We start from the raw sequence: 24,158 nt of genomic DNA on the forward strand, positions 1-24,158 counted from the left end.
TACCACAACCCGAGCGCGGACGGCGCCACGAGGAGACTTTCCCATGATCGAGCATGTCGACGTTTATCGCGTCCCCGGAGAATACGCGGCCTGGCCTGCAAATTACGGGCTTTGGGCCTGGGGCGACGAGATCGTCGCGGTGTTCTCGCAAGGGTTCAAGGGCGTGCAGGAAAACCTTCATGCCCGAGACATGACCCGTCCGTTCGTCGGCAAGCAAGCGCGCAGTCTTGACGGCGGGCATACCTGGACGCCCGAACCATTCAATGGCCATATCCCTGGTGGGACGTCGTTGTCGGGCGACGAGCATGTGGTGGAGGCTTTGCAGTCCCAGCCCAATATCGTGCCGGATCGCGACCTTCAACCGCTCGGGCACCCCATCGATTTTCTTGATCCTGAAACCATCGTCATGGCGGCACGCACCGGGCTCAACCTTGACTCGATCAGCTGGTTTTATGTGAGCCGCGACCGCGCACGTTCGTGGGAGGGGCCATATCGCTTCGGTGATTTTGGTCTGCCCGGGATCTCTGCGCGCACTGATATCGTCCCGCTCGGCCAGCACGATGCGCTATTTCTGCTGACGGCCGTCAAGAGCAACGGCAAGGAAGGGCGTGTATTCTGCGTGAGGACGCGCGATGGTGGCCAGAGCTTCAACTTTGAAAGCTTTGTCGGCGAAGAGCCGGATGGTTATGCGATCATGCCAGCGTCGCTCAAGATGAATGACGGCAGCATTCTTTCGCTGGTGCGCTGTTCGACACCGGGCAAGGGTCCGGACCGCAAAGCCTGGATCGAGCAGTATCGTTCACTCGATGAGGGCAAGAGCTGGACGCTGGAAGGAAGGGCGGTCGACAATACCGGTTTTGGCGGAAATCCGCCGACCTTGACGCGGCTGGGCGACAAGAGACTGTTGCTGATTTACGGTTTCCGTGACGCGCCGTTCGGCATGCGCGCCCGCACCAGCAGCGACGAAGGCGCTAGCTGGAGCGACGACATCGTGCTGCGAGACGATGGGGGCATGTCGGATCTTGGCTATCCGCGTACTGTTGCGCTTGATGACGGCAAGGCGCTCACGGTTTACTATTTCAATGGAGGTTCCGATAGCGACCGATATATCGGCGCGACGTTGTTCAAGCTTTGAGTGGCAGCTTTTGGATTCGCTCAACGATGACTGAACGATCGCAATAGGACGGGCTTTACCGCACTATCTAGACAAATGCCCGGAAAGGCGATGTCGAAAAGCAAATGGTCCTTTAAGGCCCTCGTTCTTTCTCGACGCGGCTTTTCGAAAGGCAGCGCCTTCGGGCAAATGTTTGATAACGCCTTCTGTCGTTCATTAACCGAGCTGTGGGGATGTCTCGCTGCAATAAGGGTCGGGCAACGGCCCGTCCCTCCCTCTGGATCCTGTGGCAATCCAAGAAGGCGATGCGCGCAGATTCGTTGTTATGCGTACCACGTCGGACTGATCCTGCCGAAGGAGTTCCTTCACATCCGTGGAGTGAACCCCGTTTCACCGGACAGTCGGCGGTTGGGTTTAGGCACTGAGGCGCAGGAACTCGCGTGGTGAGCGGAACTTGAGACCGGAGTGCGGGTGGACCTCACAGTAATCGTCGATCCATTCGGGCAGCAAGGCCAGGATTGTCTCGGCGTCTGGGAGGATAACCGTAGAGGCATAATCCCTTTTCAGGGTTTTGACGAAGGCCTCGGACATGCCGTTGCTCTGCGGGCTTCGAACTGGGGTGAAGAGCAGTTGGATGCCCAATGCCGCGGCCACTTGGGCGGTCTGCCTTGCGATGTAGGCGCTACCATTGTCCGAGAGCCACTCCAGTCGATGCGGGACTTTGAGTGCCCGGAAGCGGCGCTCGACGGCTGCGATCATCAGGTCACATACCATCTCAGCGGAGATGCCGGCATTGGCAACAGCCGACCAGGCGATGATCTCGCGATCGCAGGCGTCGATGACGAAGACGATGCGGACTACTTCGCCATTGCGGGCGTGGATCTCCAGGTGATCGGAACACCAGCGGATGTTGGAGCGCAGGGCAACCACAACACCGTCGTGGGTGCGGGTGGGCCGGAGGGCTGTATGCTTTTGAAGGGTGAGCCCGTTCTGCTGCATAATCCTGAGGACCCGTTTGGTGTTGACGACGGGCTTGCCTTCCTTGCGCCGCTGCCGGTTGAGCAATGCTGTCACACGGCGATAGCCATAGGTGGGGCGCTGGTCGATGATCGGGCGCAGTTCAGCAAGAAGGGTAACATCCTCGGGCTTGCGATAAGGGCCTCTGACCCTTGAGGGCTTGCTGGCGCGCTCGATGAGGTTGGACCTGGAAACACCTAGAGTGCGGGCAATGGCGCTCATTGAGTATCGTCCTCGGGATTGCTCCACGACAGCAAGGGCGAGGTCCGTTTTTTTGGGCGGGCGAGATCAAGGGCTTCTTTGAGGATCTCGGCCTCCATGGTCTTCTTGCCCAGCATACGCTCGAGATCACGCACCCGCTTCTCCAGATCGCGGACCTGGGAGGCACCAACAACATCTTCATCAGCCTGAACGACAGCATGGCCGCCTTCGAGCATCCGGCGCTTCCAAGCGAATAGCTGGGAAGGAGAAATGCCAGCCTGGCGGGCCACATAGGAAACGCTCATGCCTGGCTGCAAGGCTTGCTCAACAAGCCGCATCTTCTCGGCGACGGACCAACGCCGTCGGCGCTGCACGGAGGTAATGACTTCGACCCGTCGAAACGGCTCGTCGGAACTCTTGGACATAGTCGTACTCATAGGCGCATGCCTATGCCTTATCGGCTATGCCGGCTGTCCGGTCAAAATGGGGTTCGCTCCAATCCGCATTCTCGGTGAGTAGGTGCGGTTCAGGATATGGATCATCGTTTGACTGCCAATTCCCCAATGCGACGAGAATTTTCCTTCTCTCGGACTCTCTTTCTAATACAATATGTGTTTAATGAGATCGTCCGCGCGCGAAGGTTGTCTCGGCCCTTATCTGGCGACAAACCGAACCACCTGTTCTATTAAGAAACTAGGGCCCACGTTATTTTCCACCGGGCGGCTGGTCACCTGTTGATGACTGGGATGTTCGGCAATATGGCCCGGAATACCGGCGTGCCAAGTTTGCGGTTAACATCGTCCAGCTTGGCGTTCACGATGAGGCTATAAATGAAGGTGGCCCGCTGCCCGCCGCGGTCGGAGCCGGCGAATAGGAACGCCTTCCGTCCAAGTGCGATAACTTTCAGAGCCCGTTCGGCCGCATTGCCGGTCAGATAGATCTGCCATCCTGCGGAACTGCGTGAACGCGGGCCAGCTTGAGCATATAGTCTACGGCCTTAGAAAAATTCTCCCGCCCCGACAATCCAGGGCGGTGCTTGAGTATGAGGCTTCGACCTCACTCATCATCGCGCGCTTAAAACGCCACTCATCGTCAGCTGCTCGGGTGGTCACCAGCCATTAGTGGACCTCTCGACCTCGAACAGGCCAACTAGGCGCCGCACGATCGCAAGGACCGTGCCGCAGCGTAAGTTCGCTCCTGGCCGAAGCATTTCGGCAAATATTCGAGCCGGTTTTCCATGATGCGGTTGTCTATCGCTTGGCCGTCGGTGCCGACGATGGTCCACCGATAACGTCACGCACTGAAAAGACCCGTGCCTCGGTTGACGCTCGTTACTTAGGAAGGAGGGAAGAGAACACCGCGCATGTTCTTTCAAACTTCTGGTTCGTCGAGATCGGGCTCATCGTAAACACTGTGCTCTTCGGACCATTCCTCATCATGATCGCCCGTTTCCCAAGATTGTTCGACATCAAAGCTGTCATCATCGGCTTGGTCGAAAGGCGCGTCCAGGCTGTCGAAAGCAGCATGTTCCGCATCTAGACTATCGCCGGGGACTGAGGCCATCATCGTCTCTTCAGCGAACCAGGCTTCAAGCCGTTGAAGTAAGAGCGCCTCATCCGACGCCTTGTCGTTGTTCGGAAAAGCCCATTCGAGCTCATCAGGAACACTTGCGAGCATCCTCATGATGACAGCCATGGAGGATTTCGAGGTTATGACTTGTCCATCAAAGTCGACGCCAAAGCGTGGCCAACCCCCAAGATTGGGAGCATTGGGCTTCGTTTGAGGGGCAAAGGTAATTGCCGTTCGCGGTACGATTGGAGTTCTCTCCTGGACGACTCCAGTGCGAGGATGAGAAACGTCCAGCGGCTGCCATTCGAGCACTGGGGCATGTTCAGCGATGAGATCGATAAGTTCTAGCTGTGCCCAGTCGCTGTCTGCTCGTCTCACAACGACTAGTTTATTGTTTCCCGCAACCGCTGCAGCCAGGACTAGCGACAGTTCTGCGGCGACTAGTGCATCGGGATCGTCAAGGATGATAAGCGCGTCGGAGACCATCTTGGAGGTAAGCGCCGCGGCCTCGACCACAATGGACTGCGGTAACGGATGGCCTGCGGGGGACGCGATCGATACGGCTCGCAGACCAACTCTCTTGGCAAGCCCCGCGAGGTCGCCGGCTAAAGCGTCCGCTGCGTTTTCGGTTTTTACAATGACCAGATCCGGCCCTGAAAAAATGTTGGCAAGTACGGTGCTCGTTGATTGGGTAAAGCCCTCAACGACAAGATGACTAACTTCGCGTTGTCCGAGGAAGCGCTCGGCGAGGATGAGACCACGACCAATCGCTGCCATTTCGTGATGCACCAGTCCAACGCTCGCATACCATTCGCCTGACCCTTCAGGCGTTGAAAGTGCAACGCAACCAAGGCCGATAGCTGCATCGGCGGCCTCGAGCCCGAGCGATCCAGGCAGGTGACGCATAAAGAAACGGTTGAGTTCGTTTCGCGTGAATGGCGCTTTGAGGCTTTGGAGCATACCGTCAATTTTTAAGGCGGCCTCGGTATTGTCGTACTCCCTGCTTTGATTAACCAGAAGCTCGCGCCCATCAACAGTGCCGCTGGCTGTGCGCTTTTTTGCCCGCCAGCCTCTCACCAGCCGGAGTGGCGCGGGCGTTAAAGAAACGGGAGGATTCGGAGTAACTCGAAGGTCGCTTCCCGATCCCGCAAAAAATGTGTTCTGGAAATTTCCCCAAAGCCTTCCCCACTTCCGGCCATAGGTCTTTCCATTCCTGTTCACAGGGTCAAGAGCGGTATAACGCCGGCTCGACCAACCATGTGGAGTGCGCTGTCGCGGAGAGATAAGCGCATGTACGTGGAGGTTGACGGCAGACATGGCCATTGCCGTTGCAAAAGAGTCTTCCTCTCCCACAGAAAGGAGAAGAGCGTCCATCTCGAATTCTTGTTCCGATTTATGCGGCGAATGCAAAGCGACTATTGCCGTAAGTCCGTGCTTTTCGACAATGACGTTGCGGATGAATTGCTCAGCCATTGCCTGGCTTGTTTCGACGGCTTGTTCCTCGGGCGTCGGTAGCGCAAGGACAAGTTCAAAGCCTAAGGCGGCATCCTTGCGATTACTGGCCATCTCCAGGCCGGTGCAAAGCTCAATAGCCGATCTGACAGGAACGGCGCCATTGGGCAGAAGCACTGTACCGGCGAGGTAATCTCCGTAATGTGAAAAGTCGTACGACTTGCCAGTGCGATCCGAAACTGCCCGCGTACGCATCACATACGCCACTCGTTCGATCGTCGAGTGTCCGCGTGAACGCTGGATGAGCTCGGCTCGTGCGTAAGGGATAGCCACTGCTTGTCTTTCCAGAAAACGGACCGCCAACCACAGGTTCTGGCAAGGCACAAAGCTGAATTTCGCCTCGAATGCGAAAAAAACCGGGGCAGGCGCGTGTGCCTTGCGTAGGTCCGAGTCACCCTAGGTCAGCACGCGGTTTGCAAGGTGCATACCGGGGCGTCAAGTACAGGAAGGCTTCTGATGTCGAATAAAACGAAAAAAGATGATTTGGCCGAGACGGCTAAGCTCCTCAAGGAGACGCAGCGTAGCCTGACCAAAATGCAGCTTGGTGCGCAGACGCCAGCAGCGCGCTCCGAAGCGCTCTTGCAGAAGCGTGCGCGGGTCGAGGTCGCTGAGATTAAGGGCGACCTTGCAATTAAGGGCTCACTCGCCCGTATCTGTGACGAAATTGGGCTCCACCGCTGCCGTCTCGACACAAGCGGTCTGCGTGGGGCTATGTTGCTTGCGATGGATCACGATCGCGACGCCGAGACCATTCAGCGCTTTCATGACCGAGATGCCGAATTTCAGAAGTCGCGGAAAAAAGCGCAGGTCGGAGTTGCTGCCTTTGTTGCTGCTGCCGCCCCAAGCCATGAGCTTGTGGAGATGGCTCGTCAGATCGGTCTCAAGCGAGACCTGCTAGTAGGCGGGTTCAAGGGAAGGGCAGCCCTGACTGATCTAATCGATCTTGGCGAGCGCTTCTCCTCTACCATCCGCGTCGAGATCAAGAAAGTGGCTTACCTGCTCGTTGATGCAGGAGAGGTCGATAGCGCGGTCTGCCATTTGCTGGCCCAAAACGATGTTAGCATGCTCGCTGACACGACGGAACCTTCGAAGGACAATGAAGAGGTCGTCAAAAAACCCGGCGAGGGCAACGATGTGATGGACAACAAGCCGACGATAGAGACCGAGACGGCGGACAGTGCACCCCATCACCAAGCTCGCCCAATAGGAAATACCATACGGCGTTCGGTTATCAGTGGTCCGATGCGCCCGACCTAAACGGAGCAGAGGTGTTTGACGAACTAACCTGCATGCCTTCGTGAAGTGTTGTTAACTGGCACGGTACTCATGACGACCGTCAGGCTTGCACCGACTGCAGACAACAAAGGCAGAACCTTGTGTTCTGCCTTTTTGCTTAGAACATCCAATTGCGGGCGGGCAGAGTCTCGGGTGGGCTATATGCAAGACTGTTCCGCTGCTCCTGAGCGGCTGGCGACAATATTGAGCAAAAATTTATGCATTTTAACGTTTGTCGCTTTCAAGAGCTCGGGCGAGCATACCTCACAACGACAATGTGAGGCCGATTCTTGTTTAAACCTCTTTCTCCCCCCATGACGCTGAATACCCTCGAAAGCGAACTTCGTTTGGCTCTGCTGGTGCAGGCAAGCCACATCGCGTATGTCGCAAATGTGCAAGCAGCCACAGCATTTCTAGGTAACGAAGTCGATTGGGACACGTGGGAAGGCGAAACCGTCAGTTTCGACTTGGCACACTTCCACATTTGGACAATCGTCAAGGCGGCATATGAATATGCGTACCGGTTCGATCCGACCGACTATGTCGGACACGGTTTAGATTTGGCAGATATGTTCGACAGTTTTAGTCAATGGGAAGCGGGCGGCATCCTCAGCCCACTATGGTTTCCTGATAGCCCTTTGCGGCAGCTTGCTGATAAGGCACGTGCTCGAGACAAATTTGACAAAGACGAAGTTATGGACCTCAAAGAACTCTCGCGCTTGCTCGACTGCTCGGAAGACACGATAAAGTCGCTTTTTTCGTACGGTGGAGGACCGGACGCTCCTTGGTTCCGGGCCAGCGAGGTTTCCTACATCGTGAAGATGCACCCAAATTTCGTGCCATCCCAGTAAACGTGACTGGATATCATAAATGCCGATGGGTAGAGCAGACGAGGTTTCTGCTGAACGCTAATCCCGAAGCGCGCGATGAGGCATTGCTTGATCCGGGAATGGCCTCGAGCATTTGCCGGCGGGCGATAACTGTCACAACCCTGCCGGTTTTAGCTTAATGGATTCAGAATCGTCGGTTTTTTAGGCCCAAGCTCTGTTCAATAGATTTGCTGCTCAAACCGCAATCCGCGGTAATCTGCTTTCGCCGCTCGAGCATGTGATAGCCTGACCCAATATTGGTAAATGAGGGTTGAGACAAACGGCCTGAATATGGCAAGACCGGCAACGGATCTATTGCGAAGCGCCACAAAGACGACGTCTCATACCTGTGCCGACGGTAGTTCTTGGCCTAGCCTTATGTTTCATCAAATCTTCTTGACCGTCTGTTTTGAGACGAACTCGGCTATTACACAGTCGATGGCATGGCGTTGATGTTCACGGGCAGCCCTTCTCGAGCACGAGCCTGACGCAACGAATAGCTGCTCTCTCGCCAAGAGCAGCCACCGTCCGATCATCTCAAACGGTTGGGACGACATGTCAGTGTTTGAGATATCGCAAGGTTACGTGAAACTTCAGAGCTGGGGCGCAAACTGGTTTTCGTAGGTGGGCCCAAGCCGGTTGCTTTCGATCCGATGCTACGCGTTCAGGCATGCATGAAGATGGCCGGGGACTTTTTCTCTTAAATCCGGGCGCGAAATACGGCAGTGATCCGTAGCGCGGTCACATCGCGGATGGAAATGACATCCGCTTGGCGGGTTCAGCGGAGACGGTATCTCACCCTTGATAGGCATAAAAGTCCGCCGCTCGGTTGAAATGCGCGGCATGCCGGCGAGCAACATCTGGGTATAGGGATGGACCGGATTCGCGAACAGTTCGCTGGTCTTTGCCAATTCGACCACGCGCCCGAGATACATGACCGCCACCCGATCGCAGAGGTGCCGGATGAGGCCCAGATCGTGGCTGATGAAGATCATCGACAACCCGCTCTCCTGACGGATGTCCATCAGGAGGTTGATGATCTGCGCCTGCACCGAAACATCGAGCGCCGCAACGGCTTCGTCGCAGACGAGAAGTTCCGGCTCGACCGCGAGCGCGCGGGCAATGCCGATGCGCTGCCTTTGGCCACCCGAAAACTGATGCGGATACCGATCGATACTGTCGGCGGCAAGGCCAACGCGCTCGAGCATCTTGGCCGCATGCTCCCGCATGCGCGACCGGGGGACGATGCCATGAACCACAGCCCCTTCGCCGATGATCTCGCCAACCTTCAAGCGGCCATTGAGAGATGACATCGGGTCCTGAAACACCATCTGAACCTTGAGGGCATCCCGGCGACGGGCGAGAAAACTGTCATAGTCTTCGTTCCGAAAGCGGCGCGTTCCGCCTGAGACGGGCAGAATGCCGGTGATCATGCGGGCAAGGGTGGATTTGCCGCAGCCCGATTCCCCCACAATGCCCAGGGTTTCGCCCTGGGCAACGGAAAGGCTGACGCGATCGACGGCCTGAACGATGGCGGGGCGCTTGCCGGTCAGGCGGTCTGTCAGTTTTTCGATCGTGCCGCGAGCGGGCTCGAAGACGCGGGACACTTCATCAGCTTGGAAGACGGTTTGGACCACTTGCATCATCCCTCGATTGGATGGTGGCACCAGGCGTGGTGCGTTGAAGAAAAACTGCGCTTTGGCGGGGACGTTTCGCATGCCGGGGAGGCGCGCTCGCACCGGCTGCGGAAGGCGCACCCTTCACCCAGGTCCAGAAGCGAGGGCATGGTGCCGCGGATCTGCTTGAGACGTTGACCGGGCTCGTTGTTCGACGGCACCGATTCAAGCAGCTTGCTGGTATAGGGGTGGCGCGGCGTTGCGATGATTTCGGCCGTCGCGCCTGTTTCCATCATGGCCCCAGCATACATGACGAGAATGCGGTCCGCGAGTTCGGACAATGTTGCAAGATCATGGGTAATCCAGATCATGCCGAGACCCCGATCGGTGATCTGGCTACGCATCTGGTGGATGATCTGGGCCTGGATGGTGACGTCGAGTGCCGTTGTCGGCTCGTCGGCGATGATCAGGTCGGGGTTCATCAACAGTGCCGTCGCGATTACAACGCGCTGCCGCATGCCGCCGGACAGCTCGTGCGGATAGGCTTCGAGCCGTTCTTCAGGCGAGGGGATGCCCACAGCCTTTAACGCGGCGATCGACCGCTCGCGCATCTGGGCGGCCGGGACCTTCTCATGTTCGCTGATCGCTTCGAACATCTGCTGGCGCACCCGCATCAGCGGATTGAGCGTCATCAAGGGGTTCTGGAAAACCATGGCGATGCGGCGGCCGCGATACTTTCGCATCTGGTCGAAGCTGAGCTCGGTCAGCTCTTCGCCATCGAGCCTGATCGATCCGGAGACGATTTTGCCGGGCTTTTCGACCTGTCCCATGATCGACATGCCAGTTACCGACTTGCCTGATCCGGACTCCCCGACAATGCCCAGCACCTCGCCGCGCTTGAGATTGAAGGAAACGTCCCGGACCGATTTGAACGTGCCAGCGCGGGTGAAGAACCAGGTGTTGAGGCCTTCGACCTCAAAGAACTGCTCGCTCATGGGATCAACTCTCGAAACGCGGATTGTTAAGATCGCGCAGCCGGTCACCCAGAAGGTTCATGGCGACAATCATGATAAGAAGCACGATGCCGGGGCCGAAGCTGATCCAGTATTTCTGCGAGAAGATATATTCGTAGCCGTTGGCGATCAGCATGCCGAGCGAGGGCTGCGTCAATGGCAGGCCGACACCGAGAAAGCTCAGCGAGGATTCGAGGGATATCGCCGAGGCGATATTGAGCGTGAACAGCACGATGATCTGCGGCAGGCAATTGGGCAGCACGTGGCGCAGCATGATCCGCCACGCTGGCAGACGCATGCCCCGCGCCGCCTCGATATATTCCTTGTTGAGTTCACTCAGCGCCAGGGATCGAGCCGTTCGTGCATAGTAGCACCACTGCACCAGCACCACGGCGAGAATGACCTTTTCGACGCCGCTGCCGAGGATGGCAAGGATCGCAAGGCCGACAAGAATGGCGGGAAAGCTGAGGGTAAAGTCCACGGCGCGCATGATCATGGCGTCGGTCGCTCCGCCGCGCCAGGCGGCCAGCAGGCCGAGGCCCGTGCCGAAGAGCATAGCCGACCCGGCCGCCGCAACGCCGACAAAGACGCTGATGCGAATGCCATAGAGAATAGCCGAGAGCATGTCGCGGCCAAAGGCGTCGCTGCCGAGCTGGAAGATGAAGCCGGTTGGCTGATTGTCGGTACGCGCAATGGCTTCGACGCGGGCGTCGGCCGGGGCGGTTTCAAAGCTCACCTTCCCCTGATTGTTCTCTGGCGCGTTCAAGGTCCACCATGGCTGGATGGGATGTTTGCTCGCACCATCGACGATGGCGTCGCGCGCCAGGCCGCGAAGTTGCAGGCTCATCAGCGGGGCGGAGCTATCTGCGAGACCGACAATGAAGCAGTTCGCGCCACAGGCTTCCACCTCAAAATCCGTGGCATTGGCCTCAGGTATCAACTGGCCTTGCGTCAGGGCGAAATTGGCTCGGATTTCCTCACCCGGCTTTACCTGGGGTGAGCCCATAGGCTTGAGCGCGTCGATCAGTTGCAGGCGCGCCAGATCATAAGGATTGGTCGGGGAAAGCCATGGTGCAAACAGCGCGCAGGCAAGGAAGAGCACGGTGACGACAAGGCTGGCGACAGCAACCCAGCTTTCAGCGAAGCGACCGGCGAATTCGGCAAAGGCGGCGCGGTTCATTTGGCACGCTTTCCCATGACGGAGCGCACGCGCGGGTCGATGGTCATGTGCAGGATGTCCACGAGGAAGTTGATGGTGATGAAAAGGAGCGCCGTATAGGTGAGCTGCGCCACAATCATCGGGCGGTCGAGCACCTTGATTGAATTGATCAGGAGCTTTCCAAGACCGGGCCAGGAAAAGACCGTTTCGGTGATGACGCCATAGGCAAGAAGATTGCCCAATTCGATGCCGATCACGGTGATCAGCGGGACAAGGGCATTGCGCAGAATATGCACGAAGACGATCCGAACGGGATGCACGCCCTTGGCATAGGCGAACTTGACATAGTCGAGCCGCACGATCTCGAGCGTTGCCGCGCGCGTTACGCGGATCAAGAGAGACATCTTGAGGAGGGCGAGGCTGAAGGCGGGCAGAAGAACGTGGTGCCAGCCATCCAGCGTCCAGAGGCTGGATGTGATCCCGAAATAGGTCGCAACATTGCCGCGGTCGCCGACGGGGAAAAAGGGCAGGGCGATGCCGAAGGCGACGATCAGCAGCATCCCCTGCCAGAAGGTGGGGATGCTGACCCCGATCAGTGAAAAGCCCATCACGGCTTTCGAAAACGACGATTCCGGTTTCAATCCGGCGTAAAGCCCTGCGGGGATGGAAAAGCCGATGGCGATGAAGAAGGCGACGAAGGCCAGTTCAAGGCTGGCGGGCAGACGCTGCAGCAGGATGGTGGTGACGGGCTCCTTATAAACAAAGGAGGTGCCCCAATCGCCCTGCATGGCGTTGACGAGAAAGTTGAAGTACTGCTCCCAGATCGGCCGGTCGAGACCAAGGGCGACAATGGCCGCCTGACGGTCAGCTTCGGTTGCTTCGGACGAGATCAGCACATCGACGGGATTGCCGATCAGCCAGAGCCCGACAAAGAGGACGATCGAAAGCGCGAGCACAACGCCGATGCATTGCAGCAGGCGCTGAAGGACGAAGTTGATCATGTGCTGGCCAATCCAAGCTTGCGCTGTTCGGCTCCGGGATAGGGGCCCGACCCCATGGCGTCGATGAGGTCTGCGAAGTGAAGTGCGAACTCTTTGCAAATGCCGGCCGCGCCGTCCTTATCGAGCATGTGGCGAATGTCGGCGCTGACGACATCGCCGCCTGGCAGACGCTCGAGGTGCCCGAGGAACGTGCCTTCGCCGGAAGCGGCCGCGATGGCGGCTTCGTGCACCAGATGATGGCTCTGGTGCTTGCCCATCGTCGCGCCCATTTGCATCATGGCGTATTCGCCGAAGATCGCGCCGTTCGACAGTTTGAGGTTTTCGCGCATGCGCACGGGGTCGAGTTCGAGCCCTGAAAGCAGGGCCTCGGTGCGGACAAGAACTTCGGCGGCGGCGGCGATGACTTCGACCAGTGTATCTTCAAAGAGAAGATTGGTGCTGCCATCGGAATCAAAGGGACGATGGGCATTCGCCATCAGCATGGCGGCCTGGGAATAGAGCTTGTTGGCGTTGGCGATAACGCCATAGCATTGCACGGGATTGATCTTTTGCGGCATGGTCGAAGAACCAATGGCGCCATCGAGCCGCTTTTCGCGCAGTTCGCCAAATTCTTCGGACGAGGTCTGGTACACTTCTTCCGCGATCCGATGGCAGACGGATGCAAGGAGCGCCAGGCCGTTTACGTATTCGCAGATATGGGTGCGGATGGCGCGGGAGGGAATGGCCATCTCGCCCATGCCGAGACGCGCCGCAACGCGCCTCTGGAATTCCGGCCCCTGAGCGCCAATCGCCGAAAAACAGCCGACAGCGCCACCCATCATGACAACGAAGGCGCGATCGCGTGCGGTATCGAGCCGCTCGATGGACTGTAGAATTTCTTCGATCCAGACAGCAGCTTTGAAGCCGAAGGTGATCGGCACGGCATGGCGGAAATGCGTGCGCCCGGCCATGGTCGTTGCCGCATGGGCGCGCGCCAGTTTGCCGAGGTGCCCAAGCACGTCACGCGTGATGGTGTCCATCACGTCATGGGCGCGCTTGGTGAGCACCAGCATGCCGGTCTGGATGACGTTTTGCGTGGTAATGCCCCAGTGCACATAACCGCCGTGCTTGGGCCCGCTGACGCGAACGAGTTCGTTGAGGAGCGGCATCAGGGGGTGGCGCGTGACGCCATAATCGGCCTCGATGCGCGCCATGTCCAATCGATTGGCGCAGCAATTGTCAGCAATGGTCTGGGCGGAATCGGCCGGGATCATGCCCATTTCACCTTGCACCAAAGCGACGGCCTTTTCGATTTCGAGAAAGGCGGAATAGGTGGCGGCGGGGGAAAATGCGTCGCGCAGGCCACGAAGGTCCACTTGCGCTGCCAGCGCATCGTTGAAGGCTGTGCCCATCTAAGCAACTTTCAGGATTTTGGAGACGGGATGCGCCCAGGGCGCATCCCGATCGGACGAGCTCACTTCTTGGGGTGAGCCGTATAGAAGATATTGACGAGATTGGCGTGCGGCTCGAACACGATATCGGCCTTGGTCGCCCATACGCCATATTCGTGATAAAGCGGCACATAGCCTTCGTCTTGGTAGACCTGAGCCGAGGCCTGGCGCAGCAGGTCTTCGCGCTTAGCGTCATCAAGCGTCTGCTGGGCTTCAACCAGCAAGGCATCGGTTGCAGGGTTCGAATAACGGCCACGATTGGCGCCGCCCCAACCCTTTTCGGTGTCACGTGTCGCGGCCAGGTTGAACATCAGGCTCAGCCCTTCGCCCGTGTCGGCGGCGGCACCGGCGAGATAGAGGCTATATTCGAACGCACTGGCCTTTTCAAAGTACACGCTGCGCGGAAAAGTCTCGAGCGTCACGTTGATGCCGATCTGGGAGAGCATGGCAGCAACAGCCTGCGCGACCTGGGCGCCGTTGACATAGCGGTCAGCGGGCGCGGTCAGGGTCAGTCCGAACCCGTTGGGATAGCCGGCCTCGGCAAGCAGCGCGCGCGCCGCTTCCGGATCGTAGGCATAGGGCGGCAGGTTGGGATTGTAGCCGAAGACGCCTTCGCCGATCAGCTGGCTTGCCGGCTGCGCCATGCCGCCCATGATCGTTTCGGCGATCTCGGTGCGGTTGATGGCAAGGTTGAGGGCGCGGCGGACGCGAACGTCGAGAAACGGGTTCTTGCCGTCCGTGCCAGTCACCTTTGGCGTCGGCTCCTGGCCCTGATCGGCGAGGAAGAAAATCGCCAGCGTCGAAGGCGCCGAAACCAGTTCAAGATTGCCGGCCGACTGGATCGACTCGACACCATTGATCGGCACCGAATTGATCACATCCACCGAACCGCCAAGGAGCGCTGCAATGCGTGCGCTATTGTCGGGCAGCGCCTTGATCGTCACCGTTTCGTAGGCCGCGGCTTCGCCGTAATAATCATCGTTGCGCTCGAGCACGATCTCAACGTCTGGCGTAAAAGTGCGAACCTTGAAGTGGCCGATGCCCGCGGCAGTCGCGCCGGAATTGAAGTCGTTGGTCGAGAGCCAGTTATCGTTGCCGCAGGTTTCCTCGTCATAGGCGAGGGTGCCTTCGGTCGGATTTTCAACAATGCCGATATTGCTCAGGCTGCGCATCAGATTGGGGTCTGGCGCCTTGGTGGTGATTTCGAGCTTGCCGTCGCCGAGGTCGGTAAGGCTCGCAATAGTGCCGATGAAGCTCGAATAAAGACCGGGGCTGTTGGGCACGTTACGCACGCGGCAGAACGAATAGATGACGTCATCGGCGCCCAAGGCATTGCCGCTGGCAAACTTTGCATTCGGCTCAAGGGTGACGACCCACTTGGTGTCGTCGACGATCTCCCAGCTCTGCGCGAGGCGTGGTTCGAGTTCGCCGGTCACGCCGCTGCTGAACGCCAGGGCATCGGAAATGTTTTCGCGCAGATCGAAATTGTAGCCGGCGCGGTGGAAATGCGGATCCGCCGAGGTCGCGATCGCGGCAAGACCAACGGTCAGGTCTTGCGCGGCAGCCTCAAGTGCGAAAGCGGATGCACAGGCGAGCAAGCTGGTGCCCGCGATGATTTGGATCTTTCTCAATACGACCTCCCTTGACCGTCTTGTCGCGGTCTCTTCTTCGGTAGGCGCGGATCGTCCGCCATAAAATCGAAAGTTTTTCGCAATGATTGAGTTTTTCTCAACGAACCGCTAGAGCCTGTGGTGGAGGCAGAGGCGATGGATAGCAAGGACCGGAAGAAGAATCTGCCATTGCCGCCGATGACGGCGCTGCCTGTCTTTGAAGCCGTTGGACAATATCTCAGCGTCGCCCGAGCCGCAGAAGCGCTCAATCTCACGCCAGGCGCCATCAGCCGCCAGATCCAGAACCTTGAACTTTACCTCGGCATCGCGCTGTTCGTGCGCAATCACCGGCGGATGAGCTTCACACCGGAGGGAGAGGAATATTGGGCCCAGGTCAAAAAGGCTCTATCTGATCTCCGCGATGCGACAAGGGCCGTGGCGACGCGCGCCGAAGATGCCCCCCTGACCATTGTCGTACCGAGAATGTTTCTCCAGCGTATCCTCCTGCCTCGGCTCAGCAGCTTTTACGCGCAACACCCGGATGCCAAGGTTAAGTTCCTGACCTCGGGCAGCGGCGCCAGCCCTGTCGATGGCACCATCGCCATCAGCCCGGAACGGCGCGAAGATTACCGATACGATCTCCTGGCGGAGGCGAACCTCACGCCCGTTTGCAGCCCGCGATATCTCTCAGCCGCGTCGGCCTTGCACAAGCGCTCCGACTTGGCCCGGCATACGCTGTTGCGCTCCCGCGACTATCTGCAGAACTGGACCAATTGGCTGTCCGAAGACGCGCAGAGCGTCCTTGAAGAGGCCCGCTGTATCGACTTTGAAAGCCCCGGCCTCGAACTGACGGCAGCCATCGAAGGTCTTGGTGTCACCATCGTCCGCATCGCGCTCGTCAACGAAGAGATCCGCTCGGGAAAACTGGTCGCCCTCTTCCCAGAGCACATCGTTCACGAGCACTATGTGTTCTGCTTTTCCGGAACAAAGAAGCGGCCGCGGAATTTCTCTGCGTTTCGAAACTGGCTCAAAGAAAACGTCTAGTCTCAGACCTGACTATCTAAGAGGAGGGGTAGGGCCGACCAATCAGTCAATCGTGCTCGTTCCGATCTGGGGTCCATGGGTTGATCCTTGGACTTTGATCGGCCAGCGTCTGCCGATCCGGTTCTGGCCTCCAGCCGTGAGAAAATTTCCAGTGCGACCTCTTGTTCACATTCGCCGCGGCTTGGTGGCCGGGCAGAGTTTTTGGGTAAATGTCCGATAACGGCCCTTGTTCTGCCCGTGCCATCCCTCGATCCCGAGTGGACCACGAGGGGGCGGCCCAATGTAGACGGGCTGCTACCGGGCTGACGTCCCCTCTCAGCGGATATCCGCGATGTGCGAACATTGATAAGTGGGACAACGCCCATGCAAATTGGGTGAAGCGGATGCTGACCCCAATCTCACCTCAGCAAGGCAAATGGCCGCCCCATGGCCTTGCCTATATCCACCAATCAGGCCACCGGCTCCATGGCCTCAAGCAACGACCTAATCTTGATAGTGGCAAAGTTTGAGTAGGTGTCGGACACCGCGTAGGGGAGGATGATGCGGCTGCCGTGGCGGATGGCGCCGCAAGTGTAGACCACGTTCGGCACATAGCCCTCGCGCTGCGAGACGTCGGGATGCACCAGCGGGTCGCGCGACCGAGCCAGCACCTTGCCGGGATCGTGCTTGTCGAGCAGCGCAGCGCCGATCGAGTAGCGGCGAACCGGGCCAACGCCATGGGTGAACAGCAGCCATCCCTCCTTGAGCTCGATCGGTGATCCGCAGTTGCCGATCTGCACGAATTCCCACGGCCAGAGGGGCTTGAGGATAGGCTTGCCGCCATTCCAGGTGATCAGGTCGTCAGAATAGATGAGATAGAGATTCTCGTTGTCCTGCCGGCCGATCATCGCATAGCGGCCGTCGATCTTGCGCGGGAAGAGCGCCATGCCTTTGTTGACCGCCGCACTGCCCTTGAGCGGGGTCATGCGGAAGGAAAGGAAATCCTTGGTCTCGATCAGCTCTGATCGGATGCCGGCGCTGCTATAGGCTGTATAGGTGGCGTAGTAGGTGCTCTGATCGCCATCTTCGAAAAGCACGAAGCGCGCATCTTCGATACCGTTCGACTGTGCCGCGGTGACCGGGAACAGCACGCGTTCGCTAATATCGCCAGTATCGAACGATACCTCCACTGGCTGGTCGATGGCCGCGTCGAAATCCTTCGGAAGTTTGGAGGTAGCGGCGAGGCGGGCAGTGGGGTCGATGGAAACGCTGCCATCCTTGGTGATGGTGCCAGCGCGAAAGGTGAGGGAGGAGACGTGTCCCTCTCCCACAGCACGCAGGCTCAGGATGAACCGCAAGCCGCCCGGGGGGGCAAGCCCCTGGTCCGGGTGGGGCACGATGCTTGGATTGAACAGAGCCGAGGCCTCGAACGAATATTCGTTGAGGAAGTAAGCCCCGGCCAACTGGCTCTGTGCTTTGGTAAAGCTTGGATGGTCGAACAGCGCCGCCTCCATTTCGGCGGCGCGTAGCTCGAAAGTGCGCAACAGGTTGCGATGCCGCCCCTCAAAATTCTCCAGCACATCGGCAAGCTGGCGCGTCACAGTCTCCTCATCAAGGGCCAGTACCCGATCAACGATGTGGTTAGCGCGCGTTTTTTCGGAAGGCTTGAGGTCTTTGGGCTCCGTTGTCGGTTTGAACGGGCGAACGACGACACGGGTCGGATCAGGCCTGAGGTAAAGGGCCTGGCGGTTCAGGAAATTTGCTTGCGACAAGACGGCCTCGAAATTTGGGTTGGGGAAGCAGGGTCAGCCGAGGCTTGTCGACCGCCAGTCTGGATGGGTTGGGCGCGAGGGCCAGGCGATCGAACTGCCGCATGTCGAGCAGGCCCAGGAGATAGGACAGGACAGATTCTGCACCGCGGTTCTCGTTTGGCCGATCTGGATGCAGGCCGTCACGGCAACTTCCCGTCGCGGTGTCGACCAGCGAAACACCCAGATCGTTGCTGCCTGTAAACCAGGCGAAGGCGCGGTTGGCTTCGCTCCGCCAACGCGTATCCGTCGTCATGCGCCAGGCAGCAAGGCAGGCCGCGATACTGGCAGATGCCTCGACAGGCTGTTGATCGAAGGCGCGCGGCGGCTGACGAACATCGCCGAACCCGGTGCTGCCGACAGGACGGAAATTTCCGGCCGAGCTTGTCTGTCGTGCCATCAGCCAATCCAGCGTTCGCAGGCCCGTCTGCGCATAGTCCGGCTGTCCGGTCTCACGCCCGGTCAGGATTAGTGCTTCGCAAAAGCGCGCATTGTCATAGGCAAGACCTTCCTCGAACCAGATCCAGTCCGGGCTCTCGACCTGGATGAGGAGCGCGCAGAGCCGGTCTGCAAGGATGTTGCGCAGCCCAAGGGCGAAACCGTCCTCCGGCCGGACCTCGCAATAGCCGTTAAGGCCAAGCAGCGCGAAGGCCCAGGAACGGGGGGACCCGAAGTTTTCTACCGCTGGCAAAGCCCGTTCGAAAAGTTCGGCGGCCCAATGGCTACGGGAGGACTGGCGTTGGCCGCGGGCCGTAAGGCCGAGGGCCCAAAGCGTGCGCCCGTGACTGTCCTCAGACCCTTGCGGCTCTAGCCAGCGCCGGTCATAGCCCATGAAGTTTCGGAACCGGCCAGTGTCCGAATTGAAGGCATGCTGGACAAAGGACGCGTAGGCCGAAGTCATCCGTTCAGGAATGCTGTCGCGGCCCTCGCTCGCCAGTGTGCTGGCCAGGAGAAGCGCCCGCGCATTGTCGTCGACACAGTAGCCGTGCAGCCGATCAGGCACGTCATGGATGGCGTGCTGAATAAGCCCCGTATCATCGCTCATGATTTCGAGGTGGTTGAAACGCAAGGCAGGCAGGGCCGGATTGGTGCTGCGCAGGGGTGACTGCTTGCGCTCGGCAGCTCTAGCCCGATCAAACAAGGTGACATAGCGGGCGGCCACATGGTCCCACGTCATATGCCGGCTATCGGCATAGGCCCGCTGCCGCATCGCTTGGCGGCGAGGCTCATCCATCAGCAGCGCAGAGATGGTCTGGCCGGTCGCCTCCGCGTCACCGAAAGGGACCAGTAGGCCATGGCCGTGGTCGAGCAATTCGACCGCGTGCCAATAGGGAGTGGAGACGACCGCGTTTCCAAGTCCGAAGCTGTAGGCCAGCGTGCCTGACGTCATCTGCGCCTTGTTGAGGTACGGCGTAACGTAGACATCGCACATGGCGATGTATTGCAGCAGTGTTGGTCGATCGACGAACTTGTCGAGAAAGACGACGTGATCGTGCAAACCCAGTTCGTCCACCCGTGACTGCAGGCTATGCCGGTAACTCTCTCCGTGATCGCGGACCAGGTTGGGGTGCGTTGCCCCAAGAACCACATAAACAGCACCGGGATGGCTTTTCAGGACCATCGGCATGGCATCGATCATGACCTCGATGCCCTTGTTGGGCGACAATAGGCCAAAAGTGAGGATCACCGTCTTGTCGGAAAAGCCGAGACGTGCCTTGGCAGCTTCCGGTCCGACAAAAGGGTAATTCGGGATGCCATGCGGGATGACCTCGACTTTTTCGCGAGGCGCGTCATAGGTTTCGAGCAGCAGGCTGCGCCCCTTTTCGGCCATCACCACAACGCGCGAGGATAGCGCAAGGATGCGATCGAGGACCCGGCGCTGAGCCGGCTCGGGATCGGCGAGCACGGTGTGCAGCGTAGTCACGACCGGGATGGTCACTCGCTCCAGCAAGTCCAGGATGTGGCTGCCAGCTTCCCCCCCGAAAATCCCGAACTCATGCTGCAGGCTCATCACGTCATAGCCGCCCTTGTTGATGAATTCGGACGCTCGAACATAGTCCTCCAGGCGATTTTGCTGCACCTCGAAGCCGACCACCTTGGGATAGCTGTATTCCCGCCCCGGGTCCGTCAGGGCGACAACCGTTGTCTCGAGGGGTAGGGCCGTGGCAGCCACCGCCTGCTGTAGATCGGTGGTGAATGTGGCAATGCCGCACTGACGCGGCAGGGAATTGCCGACAAATGCGATGCGTTTGAGGCGGGTCATGGGAAATTCTCCTGGAGCTCGGCGCCCACAACAAGATCTAAGGCAGGGGAGGGACCGGGATAGACGAACAGCACCACGCAGGGTACGGCGCCAGTGGTGAGGATAGTGCTCGTCGCGCAAAGGTAGGCCGCTTCGGCGATATCCAGATGCACGTTATCAACGCCCACGCTGCCGGCCACGGCAAGGATCCAACCTTCTCGATCAACGGTTATCCGGTGCCGTGAGAAAGGCGGAAGATGTAAGCGTTCGAGCACAAAGGCTTCGGAGGCCACGAGCACTGTTCTTATCGCATCGAGTGCAATCATCGGCGCCTGATCAGGCAGCGGTCCGGCATCAGCGATAGCCAAGGCATGATCGAGATGCAGTTCGCGCTGCCGCCCGAAGTCGAAGAGCCTGAAGGTGGCATCGCTGCGTTGCTGGATCTCGGCGATCACAATGCCTGGCCCGATGGCGTGTATGGTGCCAGCCGGCACGTTGACCACATCGCCGGCCACGACTTCGCGCCAGGCGATCAGGTTGGCAATAGATCCGTCGAGCGCTGCGGCGCGCAACTCCCGTTGACTGAGCCTTGTGATCAGCCCGATGGCAACGCGGCTGCCTGGGCGGGCAGAAAGCACATACCAAGCCTCGGACTTGCCGTTCGGCTGCCCAAGCGCGCGGGCGTAATCGTCGTCCGGGTGTACTTGGACCGAGAGGATTTGTTCGGTGAAAAGGAGCTTGAGCAGCAAATCTGATTGGTCTGGCGCGCCGCCGGCCGGGTCAAACCAGAGTTCGCCGATCGGCTCTCCGGGTGCGACGACGCTGCCGTTCCAAGGGTGCAGGCTTTGCGCACCCCAGGGCTTGCCAACCGCCCTGATGGCCGCCCGCTGCGCAGCCTGGACCCGGGCGCGAGAACGATGCGGGCCGACTGATCCTGCCGGCTCCGTATCACGACTCAAAGCTTGCCCTTACGGGCCATGACGCCAGTCACCGTACCCTTGTTCGCCGCCGGTTCGGCGACGGGCTTGATGGCCTTGGGCTTCTTGGCTTCACGATTGCCGTTCTTGCGATTACCTGACATGGGATCATCCTTTGTTGAGGCGCGGCATCAGCGCCGGTAGTTGAAAAGGCCTGGTGGTGTGATTCAATTCGTCAGCAACACGATTGGGGTGTCATAGGCGTCGATTGCGACGTCTACTTCCTTGGGAAAAGGCGACCACTCCGGCGTGAATGGGGCCGAGCCGTTCTGCCGTCGAGATTGCCGCTTCGTGCGTTTTGCACGATTTGACCACGTCCGCGACGAGCCTGCTCGCCTTGAGCCGGAGGCCTTGAACCAAATAGTCCGTTGCTATTTTGTTCTTTCACTGAACCCAGCGTCCCTTGGCGAGCGTGAGGGCGAAGTTAAACGTTCAGAGAGTGCGGTAGCGAAGACGCGTCCGATGACCTGGTGCCATCGGTTTCATGGTCTCACGGACTTATGAGACGATCGGTTTAGAAAAATCAGGCGCACACGATGCGTCCGCCCCCACCAATTGAATAAGGGAGGGACTTGCGGCCGGTCGCACACTGTGGCGCATCTAGCGATAAACTTTTGTGCGCTCTATTTGTTCATATAGCAAATGGCTTCGTATGTCCGACCCGAACTTGCTCTGCACACGTGCATCTGGATAGGCAGACATGGATTGACTGAGCGCAACCACACGAGTGAACCGGAAACCCACACGCCCTGAGAGGGGCGTTTACCCCGGACCCGCCTCCGCTAATCCGAATGTTATTGTGCCAAGGATTAGCTGCTTGAACATCACACTGTCGGGTATAGACAGCGGGTTTTTCGACACCCTTTCAAAGGCGCAAAGACGATCGAACAAACTGCTTCTCGGAACTCTCGGATCGACCTTTCTATCGACAAGTGGCTCGTTGCCTCCTGACCATTACCACCCCGTTGCGGCCACCTGCGGCAAGCACGATCTACGTCTGCTACTGCCCGCACCTGCCACGACTTAGATGGCTAGGTTGGCTGATCTTGGCGACCGCCTCCTGCCTTATTGCCTTGATCGTCAATGTTGTCGTCGTCCTGTCCACTGTCACCAGTTTCTACGGGAGCAGGTTTTTGCTTGTGGTTCGGGTCGGGTGGCGTCTCGCCCACCGGGGGGGCAGGCGTCGCATCTGCATCGCTGCCAGGTTCAACATCTGTAGGTCTTTTGTTGGTCATCGCGTCTCTCCTTCAAAGAAGGCTAGCGGATAGCTATGGGAATGGTTCCCATGAGTAACGGCTCCATCGCAATTGCCTACAAGGTCGGCCATTCTCGAAAGGTTTTGGAGCTGCAGCGACCCGCGAGCTAAACAAGCCGATAGCCAGGATCTTACCATGATCTCCCGAGACAATTAGGAGAAGCATGGGGGGTGTGATACAAGGCAGGTCAGGAGAGCTGCGTTTAACGCGCTGCCAAACTGTCATGGAAATAGTCATCACCTACCTCGCACCGCAAACGGGCGGGCATTCTGGCTCGGCGGGAAAGCAGTCCGAAATGCACTTCGAGTGCTTTGGCGACCTCCGAAAATGGGTTCTTGCGAACATCCCGCAAGAGCAGCGAGCACGAATAAAGGTCTGGATTGACGATCTCAGGATCAGCGGCTCAAAGCGGGATGAGCTGTTCGAGCCAGTTCGGTATGTTTGGATAAACCCGGAACGTTCGTTCTAGTCCGAACTGCCAGCGCCGGCCTCTAATGCAGACTGCAATCTAAGGCGTAGCAACGATGGACCGGGCGCATGTTAAATCACTGCGCGCCGGGTGTCGGCTTTATTGCTTCTGCTTGTGCTGGTCGGCGTTGTCGTTCTGAACCCCAAAGACTCGGGTTGGTAGCCCGCAAGGGTCGTTTGAAGACGTATCGGTATCTGGTCTTTTGAGGTCTTCTCTGAGTTGACGGATCAGGGCAGGTCCCTCAATTTGTTCGATAGAATAGCCTTCGGTTATCAAAACCCGTTTCTCGTCCGCCAGTTCAAAAGCTCTCTAAAATGGTGTTTTGCCGGGCTTCACGATCTGAGTTTTCTTTTAGAGCTATTTTAATGAGCGGAGCGCAGTGATCGATTGATCATGTCGTTTATCAGTCCAGCGCAGCAGTAACACCTCAAGATCAGTGCTCGATCCGTCCCAAAGTCTGGCTCGTTCCCGTCACGCAATCGCCCTTGTCTCGAAAGGGCAAACCAGCCATGAAGGTTCTTGCCCAATATAAAACTATCGCGACAGAGTTGATGGTCCAACCCCTTCAACCCAGTCCTCGCTTGGATGAACAGCAACAGGCACCTGAAGGCGCATATACTCCGATCCGTCAGAGCTGGCTGTAAAGCGTGGTCACTCGTTGTTGGCCAATCGCATCTAGCCCTGTGACTCGGGCACGAAGTCGTCGGACGTTGCCGATCTCATGCAGATCCTCGTTCAATGCCTTCATGGCTGCGGCCTTTGGGCTATGCGCAAAGACCAGACAGACATCGGATTGCTGTGAACGCCCTTCTGGGTCGGTGTTAAACGACTCGACTTGAAATTGCTGCAGCGGCGCGTCGGTCATAAGGGCTCCAGGGGAGTATGATATCACTTAAAGCAAGGTTCGTCTGTAGCTACCCAGTCGCCGACAAAAGAAGCGCACCAGCGCTCTGTGGATTCGCCTCCGGACACAAAGATAGTCAGCGCCTTCGATCCT

The 24,158-nt window shown here is 58.5% G+C and carries 19 protein-coding genes; 4 read left to right on the forward strand and 15 right to left on the reverse strand.

All coding sequences use genetic code 11. The features are described 5' to 3' along the window. The first annotated feature begins 43 nt into the window (after positions 1-43). Complete coding sequence (locus ASG47_RS19970; protein WP_061912006.1) at positions 44-1,135, forward strand: sialidase family protein; 1,092 nt, start codon at positions 44-46, stop codon at positions 1,133-1,135. 393 nt (positions 1,136-1,528) lie between these two features. Here ASG47_RS19970 and ASG47_RS19975 read toward each other — a convergent pair. The 3 genes from ASG47_RS19975 to ASG47_RS19985 form a co-directional block, all read right to left on the reverse strand. After that, positions 1,529-2,757, reverse strand: a protein-coding gene (locus ASG47_RS19975; RefSeq protein WP_244487149.1) for an IS3 family transposase whose coding sequence is annotated in 2 segments (ribosomal slippage) — positions 1,529-2,409 and positions 2,409-2,757 — 1,230 coding nt in all. Because the reading frame shifts where the segments join, the coding sequence is not laid out codon by codon here. Between the two features lie 302 nt (positions 2,758-3,059). Further along, the gene (locus ASG47_RS20790) at positions 3,060-3,272 is read right to left on the reverse strand and encodes an IS66 family transposase (protein ID WP_200940993.1); all 213 of its coding nucleotides are present in this window, start codon (positions 3,270-3,272) and stop codon (positions 3,060-3,062) included. A 431-nt stretch (positions 3,273-3,703) separates the two neighbouring features. Beyond that, positions 3,704-5,686 carry a MobA/MobL family protein gene (locus ASG47_RS19985; protein ID WP_061912009.1) on the reverse strand — a complete coding sequence of 661 codons (1,983 nt, stop codon included), beginning with the start codon at positions 5,684-5,686 and terminating at the stop codon, positions 3,704-3,706. A 183-nt stretch (positions 5,687-5,869) separates the two neighbouring features. Between ASG47_RS19985 and ASG47_RS19990 the strand changes: the two genes are divergently transcribed. Both ASG47_RS19990 and ASG47_RS19995 read left to right on the forward strand, forming a co-directional pair. Beyond that, positions 5,870-6,670, forward strand: coding sequence for a hypothetical protein (locus tag ASG47_RS19990; protein WP_061912010.1), 801 nt, complete (start codon positions 5,870-5,872; stop codon positions 6,668-6,670). Between the two features lie 308 nt (positions 6,671-6,978). Further along, positions 6,979-7,539: a hypothetical protein gene (locus ASG47_RS19995; protein WP_156464183.1), complete on the forward strand. Its 561-nt coding sequence runs from the start codon at positions 6,979-6,981 to the stop codon at positions 7,537-7,539. A gap of 674 nt (positions 7,540-8,213) precedes the next feature. Here ASG47_RS19995 and ASG47_RS20000 read toward each other — a convergent pair. The 6 genes from ASG47_RS20000 to ASG47_RS20025 form a co-directional block, all read right to left on the reverse strand. Beyond that, a complete protein-coding gene (locus ASG47_RS20000) occupies positions 8,214-9,200 on the reverse strand; it encodes an ABC transporter ATP-binding protein (protein ID WP_061912012.1) in 987 nt (328 codons plus the stop codon). After that, positions 9,200-10,168, reverse strand: coding sequence for an ABC transporter ATP-binding protein (locus ASG47_RS20005; protein WP_061912013.1), 969 nt, complete (start codon positions 10,166-10,168; stop codon positions 9,200-9,202). Before ASG47_RS20005 ends, ASG47_RS20000 begins: the two co-directional genes overlap by 1 nt. A 4-nt stretch (positions 10,169-10,172) precedes the next feature. After that, the gene (locus ASG47_RS20490) at positions 10,173-11,366 is read right to left on the reverse strand and encodes an ABC transporter permease (RefSeq protein WP_082511872.1); all 1,194 of its coding nucleotides are present in this window, start codon (positions 11,364-11,366) and stop codon (positions 10,173-10,175) included. Further along, on the reverse strand, positions 11,363-12,346 hold the full coding sequence (locus ASG47_RS20015; RefSeq protein WP_061912014.1) for an ABC transporter permease: 984 nt from the start codon (positions 12,344-12,346) through the stop codon (positions 11,363-11,365). Before ASG47_RS20015 ends, ASG47_RS20490 begins: the two co-directional genes overlap by 4 nt. After that, positions 12,343-13,737: an adenylosuccinate lyase family protein gene (locus ASG47_RS20020; protein WP_061912015.1), complete on the reverse strand. Its 1,395-nt coding sequence runs from the start codon at positions 13,735-13,737 to the stop codon at positions 12,343-12,345. Before ASG47_RS20020 ends, ASG47_RS20015 begins: the two co-directional genes overlap by 4 nt. A 62-nt stretch (positions 13,738-13,799) precedes the next feature. Beyond that, positions 13,800-15,407: an ABC transporter substrate-binding protein gene (locus ASG47_RS20025; RefSeq protein WP_061912016.1), complete on the reverse strand. Its 1,608-nt coding sequence runs from the start codon at positions 15,405-15,407 to the stop codon at positions 13,800-13,802. A gap of 135 nt (positions 15,408-15,542) precedes the next feature. On the opposite strand from ASG47_RS20025, the gene ASG47_RS20030 reads away from it, so the two are divergent. Beyond that, entirely contained in the window at positions 15,543-16,430 is an 888-nt protein-coding gene (locus tag ASG47_RS20030; protein WP_061912017.1) for a LysR substrate-binding domain-containing protein, read from the forward strand. A 449-nt stretch (positions 16,431-16,879) separates the two neighbouring features. On the opposite strand, the gene ASG47_RS20035 is transcribed toward ASG47_RS20030, so the two are convergent. From ASG47_RS20035 to ASG47_RS20055, 6 genes are all read right to left on the reverse strand, one after another. Beyond that, positions 16,880-18,181, reverse strand: a complete 1,302-nt coding sequence (locus ASG47_RS20035) for a glycoside hydrolase family 130 protein (protein WP_061912018.1) — start codon at positions 18,179-18,181, stop codon at positions 16,880-16,882. Further along, complete coding sequence (locus tag ASG47_RS20040) at positions 18,132-20,480, reverse strand: glycosyltransferase family 4 protein (protein ID WP_061912019.1); 2,349 nt, start codon at positions 20,478-20,480, stop codon at positions 18,132-18,134. Before ASG47_RS20040 ends, ASG47_RS20035 begins: the two co-directional genes overlap by 50 nt. Further along, positions 20,477-21,208: a class I mannose-6-phosphate isomerase gene (locus ASG47_RS20045; RefSeq protein WP_156464184.1), complete on the reverse strand. Its 732-nt coding sequence runs from the start codon at positions 21,206-21,208 to the stop codon at positions 20,477-20,479. Before ASG47_RS20045 ends, ASG47_RS20040 begins: the two co-directional genes overlap by 4 nt. 206 nt (positions 21,209-21,414) lie before the next feature. Continuing rightward, complete coding sequence (locus ASG47_RS21235; RefSeq protein ID WP_274532539.1) at positions 21,415-21,540, reverse strand: hypothetical protein; 126 nt, start codon at positions 21,538-21,540, stop codon at positions 21,415-21,417. 927 nt (positions 21,541-22,467) lie between these two features. Further along, complete coding sequence (locus tag ASG47_RS20795; protein ID WP_156464185.1) at positions 22,468-22,671, reverse strand: hypothetical protein; 204 nt, start codon at positions 22,669-22,671, stop codon at positions 22,468-22,470. Between the two features lie 1,118 nt (positions 22,672-23,789). Then, positions 23,790-24,026, reverse strand: a complete 237-nt coding sequence (locus tag ASG47_RS20055; RefSeq protein ID WP_061912022.1) for a hypothetical protein — start codon at positions 24,024-24,026, stop codon at positions 23,790-23,792. Positions 24,027-24,158 lie beyond the last annotated feature (132 nt).

This window comes from Devosia sp. Leaf420 (genome assembly GCF_001425445.1).
In the GTDB taxonomy this organism is placed as follows: Bacteria; Pseudomonadota; Alphaproteobacteria; order Rhizobiales; family Devosiaceae; genus Devosia.

Coding starts and splice junctions, on each gene's coding strand:
- ASG47_RS19990 (WP_061912010.1), top strand. CDS start 5,870: ATGTCGAATAAAACGAAAAAAGATGATTTGGCCGAGACGGCTAAGCTC.
- ASG47_RS20000 (WP_061912012.1), bottom strand. CDS start 9,200: ATGCAAGTGGTCCAAACCGTCTTCCAAGCTGATGAAGTGTCCCGCGTC.
- ASG47_RS20040 (WP_061912019.1), bottom strand. CDS start 20,480: ATGACCCGCCTCAAACGCATCGCATTTGTCGGCAATTCCCTGCCGCGT.
- ASG47_RS20055 (WP_061912022.1), bottom strand. CDS start 24,026: ATGACCGACGCGCCGCTGCAGCAATTTCAAGTCGAGTCGTTTAACACC.
- ASG47_RS20015 (WP_061912014.1), bottom strand. CDS start 12,346: ATGATCAACTTCGTCCTTCAGCGCCTGCTGCAATGCATCGGCGTTGTG.
- ASG47_RS20490 (WP_082511872.1), bottom strand. CDS start 11,366: ATGAACCGCGCCGCCTTTGCCGAATTCGCCGGTCGCTTCGCTGAAAGC.
- ASG47_RS20795 (WP_156464185.1), bottom strand. CDS start 22,671: ATGACCAACAAAAGACCTACAGATGTTGAACCTGGCAGCGATGCAGAT.
- ASG47_RS19970 (WP_061912006.1), top strand. CDS start 44: ATGATCGAGCATGTCGACGTTTATCGCGTCCCCGGAGAATACGCGGCC.
- ASG47_RS20030 (WP_061912017.1), top strand. CDS start 15,543: ATGGATAGCAAGGACCGGAAGAAGAATCTGCCATTGCCGCCGATGACG.
- ASG47_RS20020 (WP_061912015.1), bottom strand. CDS start 13,737: ATGGGCACAGCCTTCAACGATGCGCTGGCAGCGCAAGTGGACCTTCGT.
- ASG47_RS21235 (WP_274532539.1), bottom strand. CDS start 21,540: ATGTCAGGTAATCGCAAGAACGGCAATCGTGAAGCCAAGAAGCCCAAG.
- ASG47_RS20005 (WP_061912013.1), bottom strand. CDS start 10,168: ATGAGCGAGCAGTTCTTTGAGGTCGAAGGCCTCAACACCTGGTTCTTC.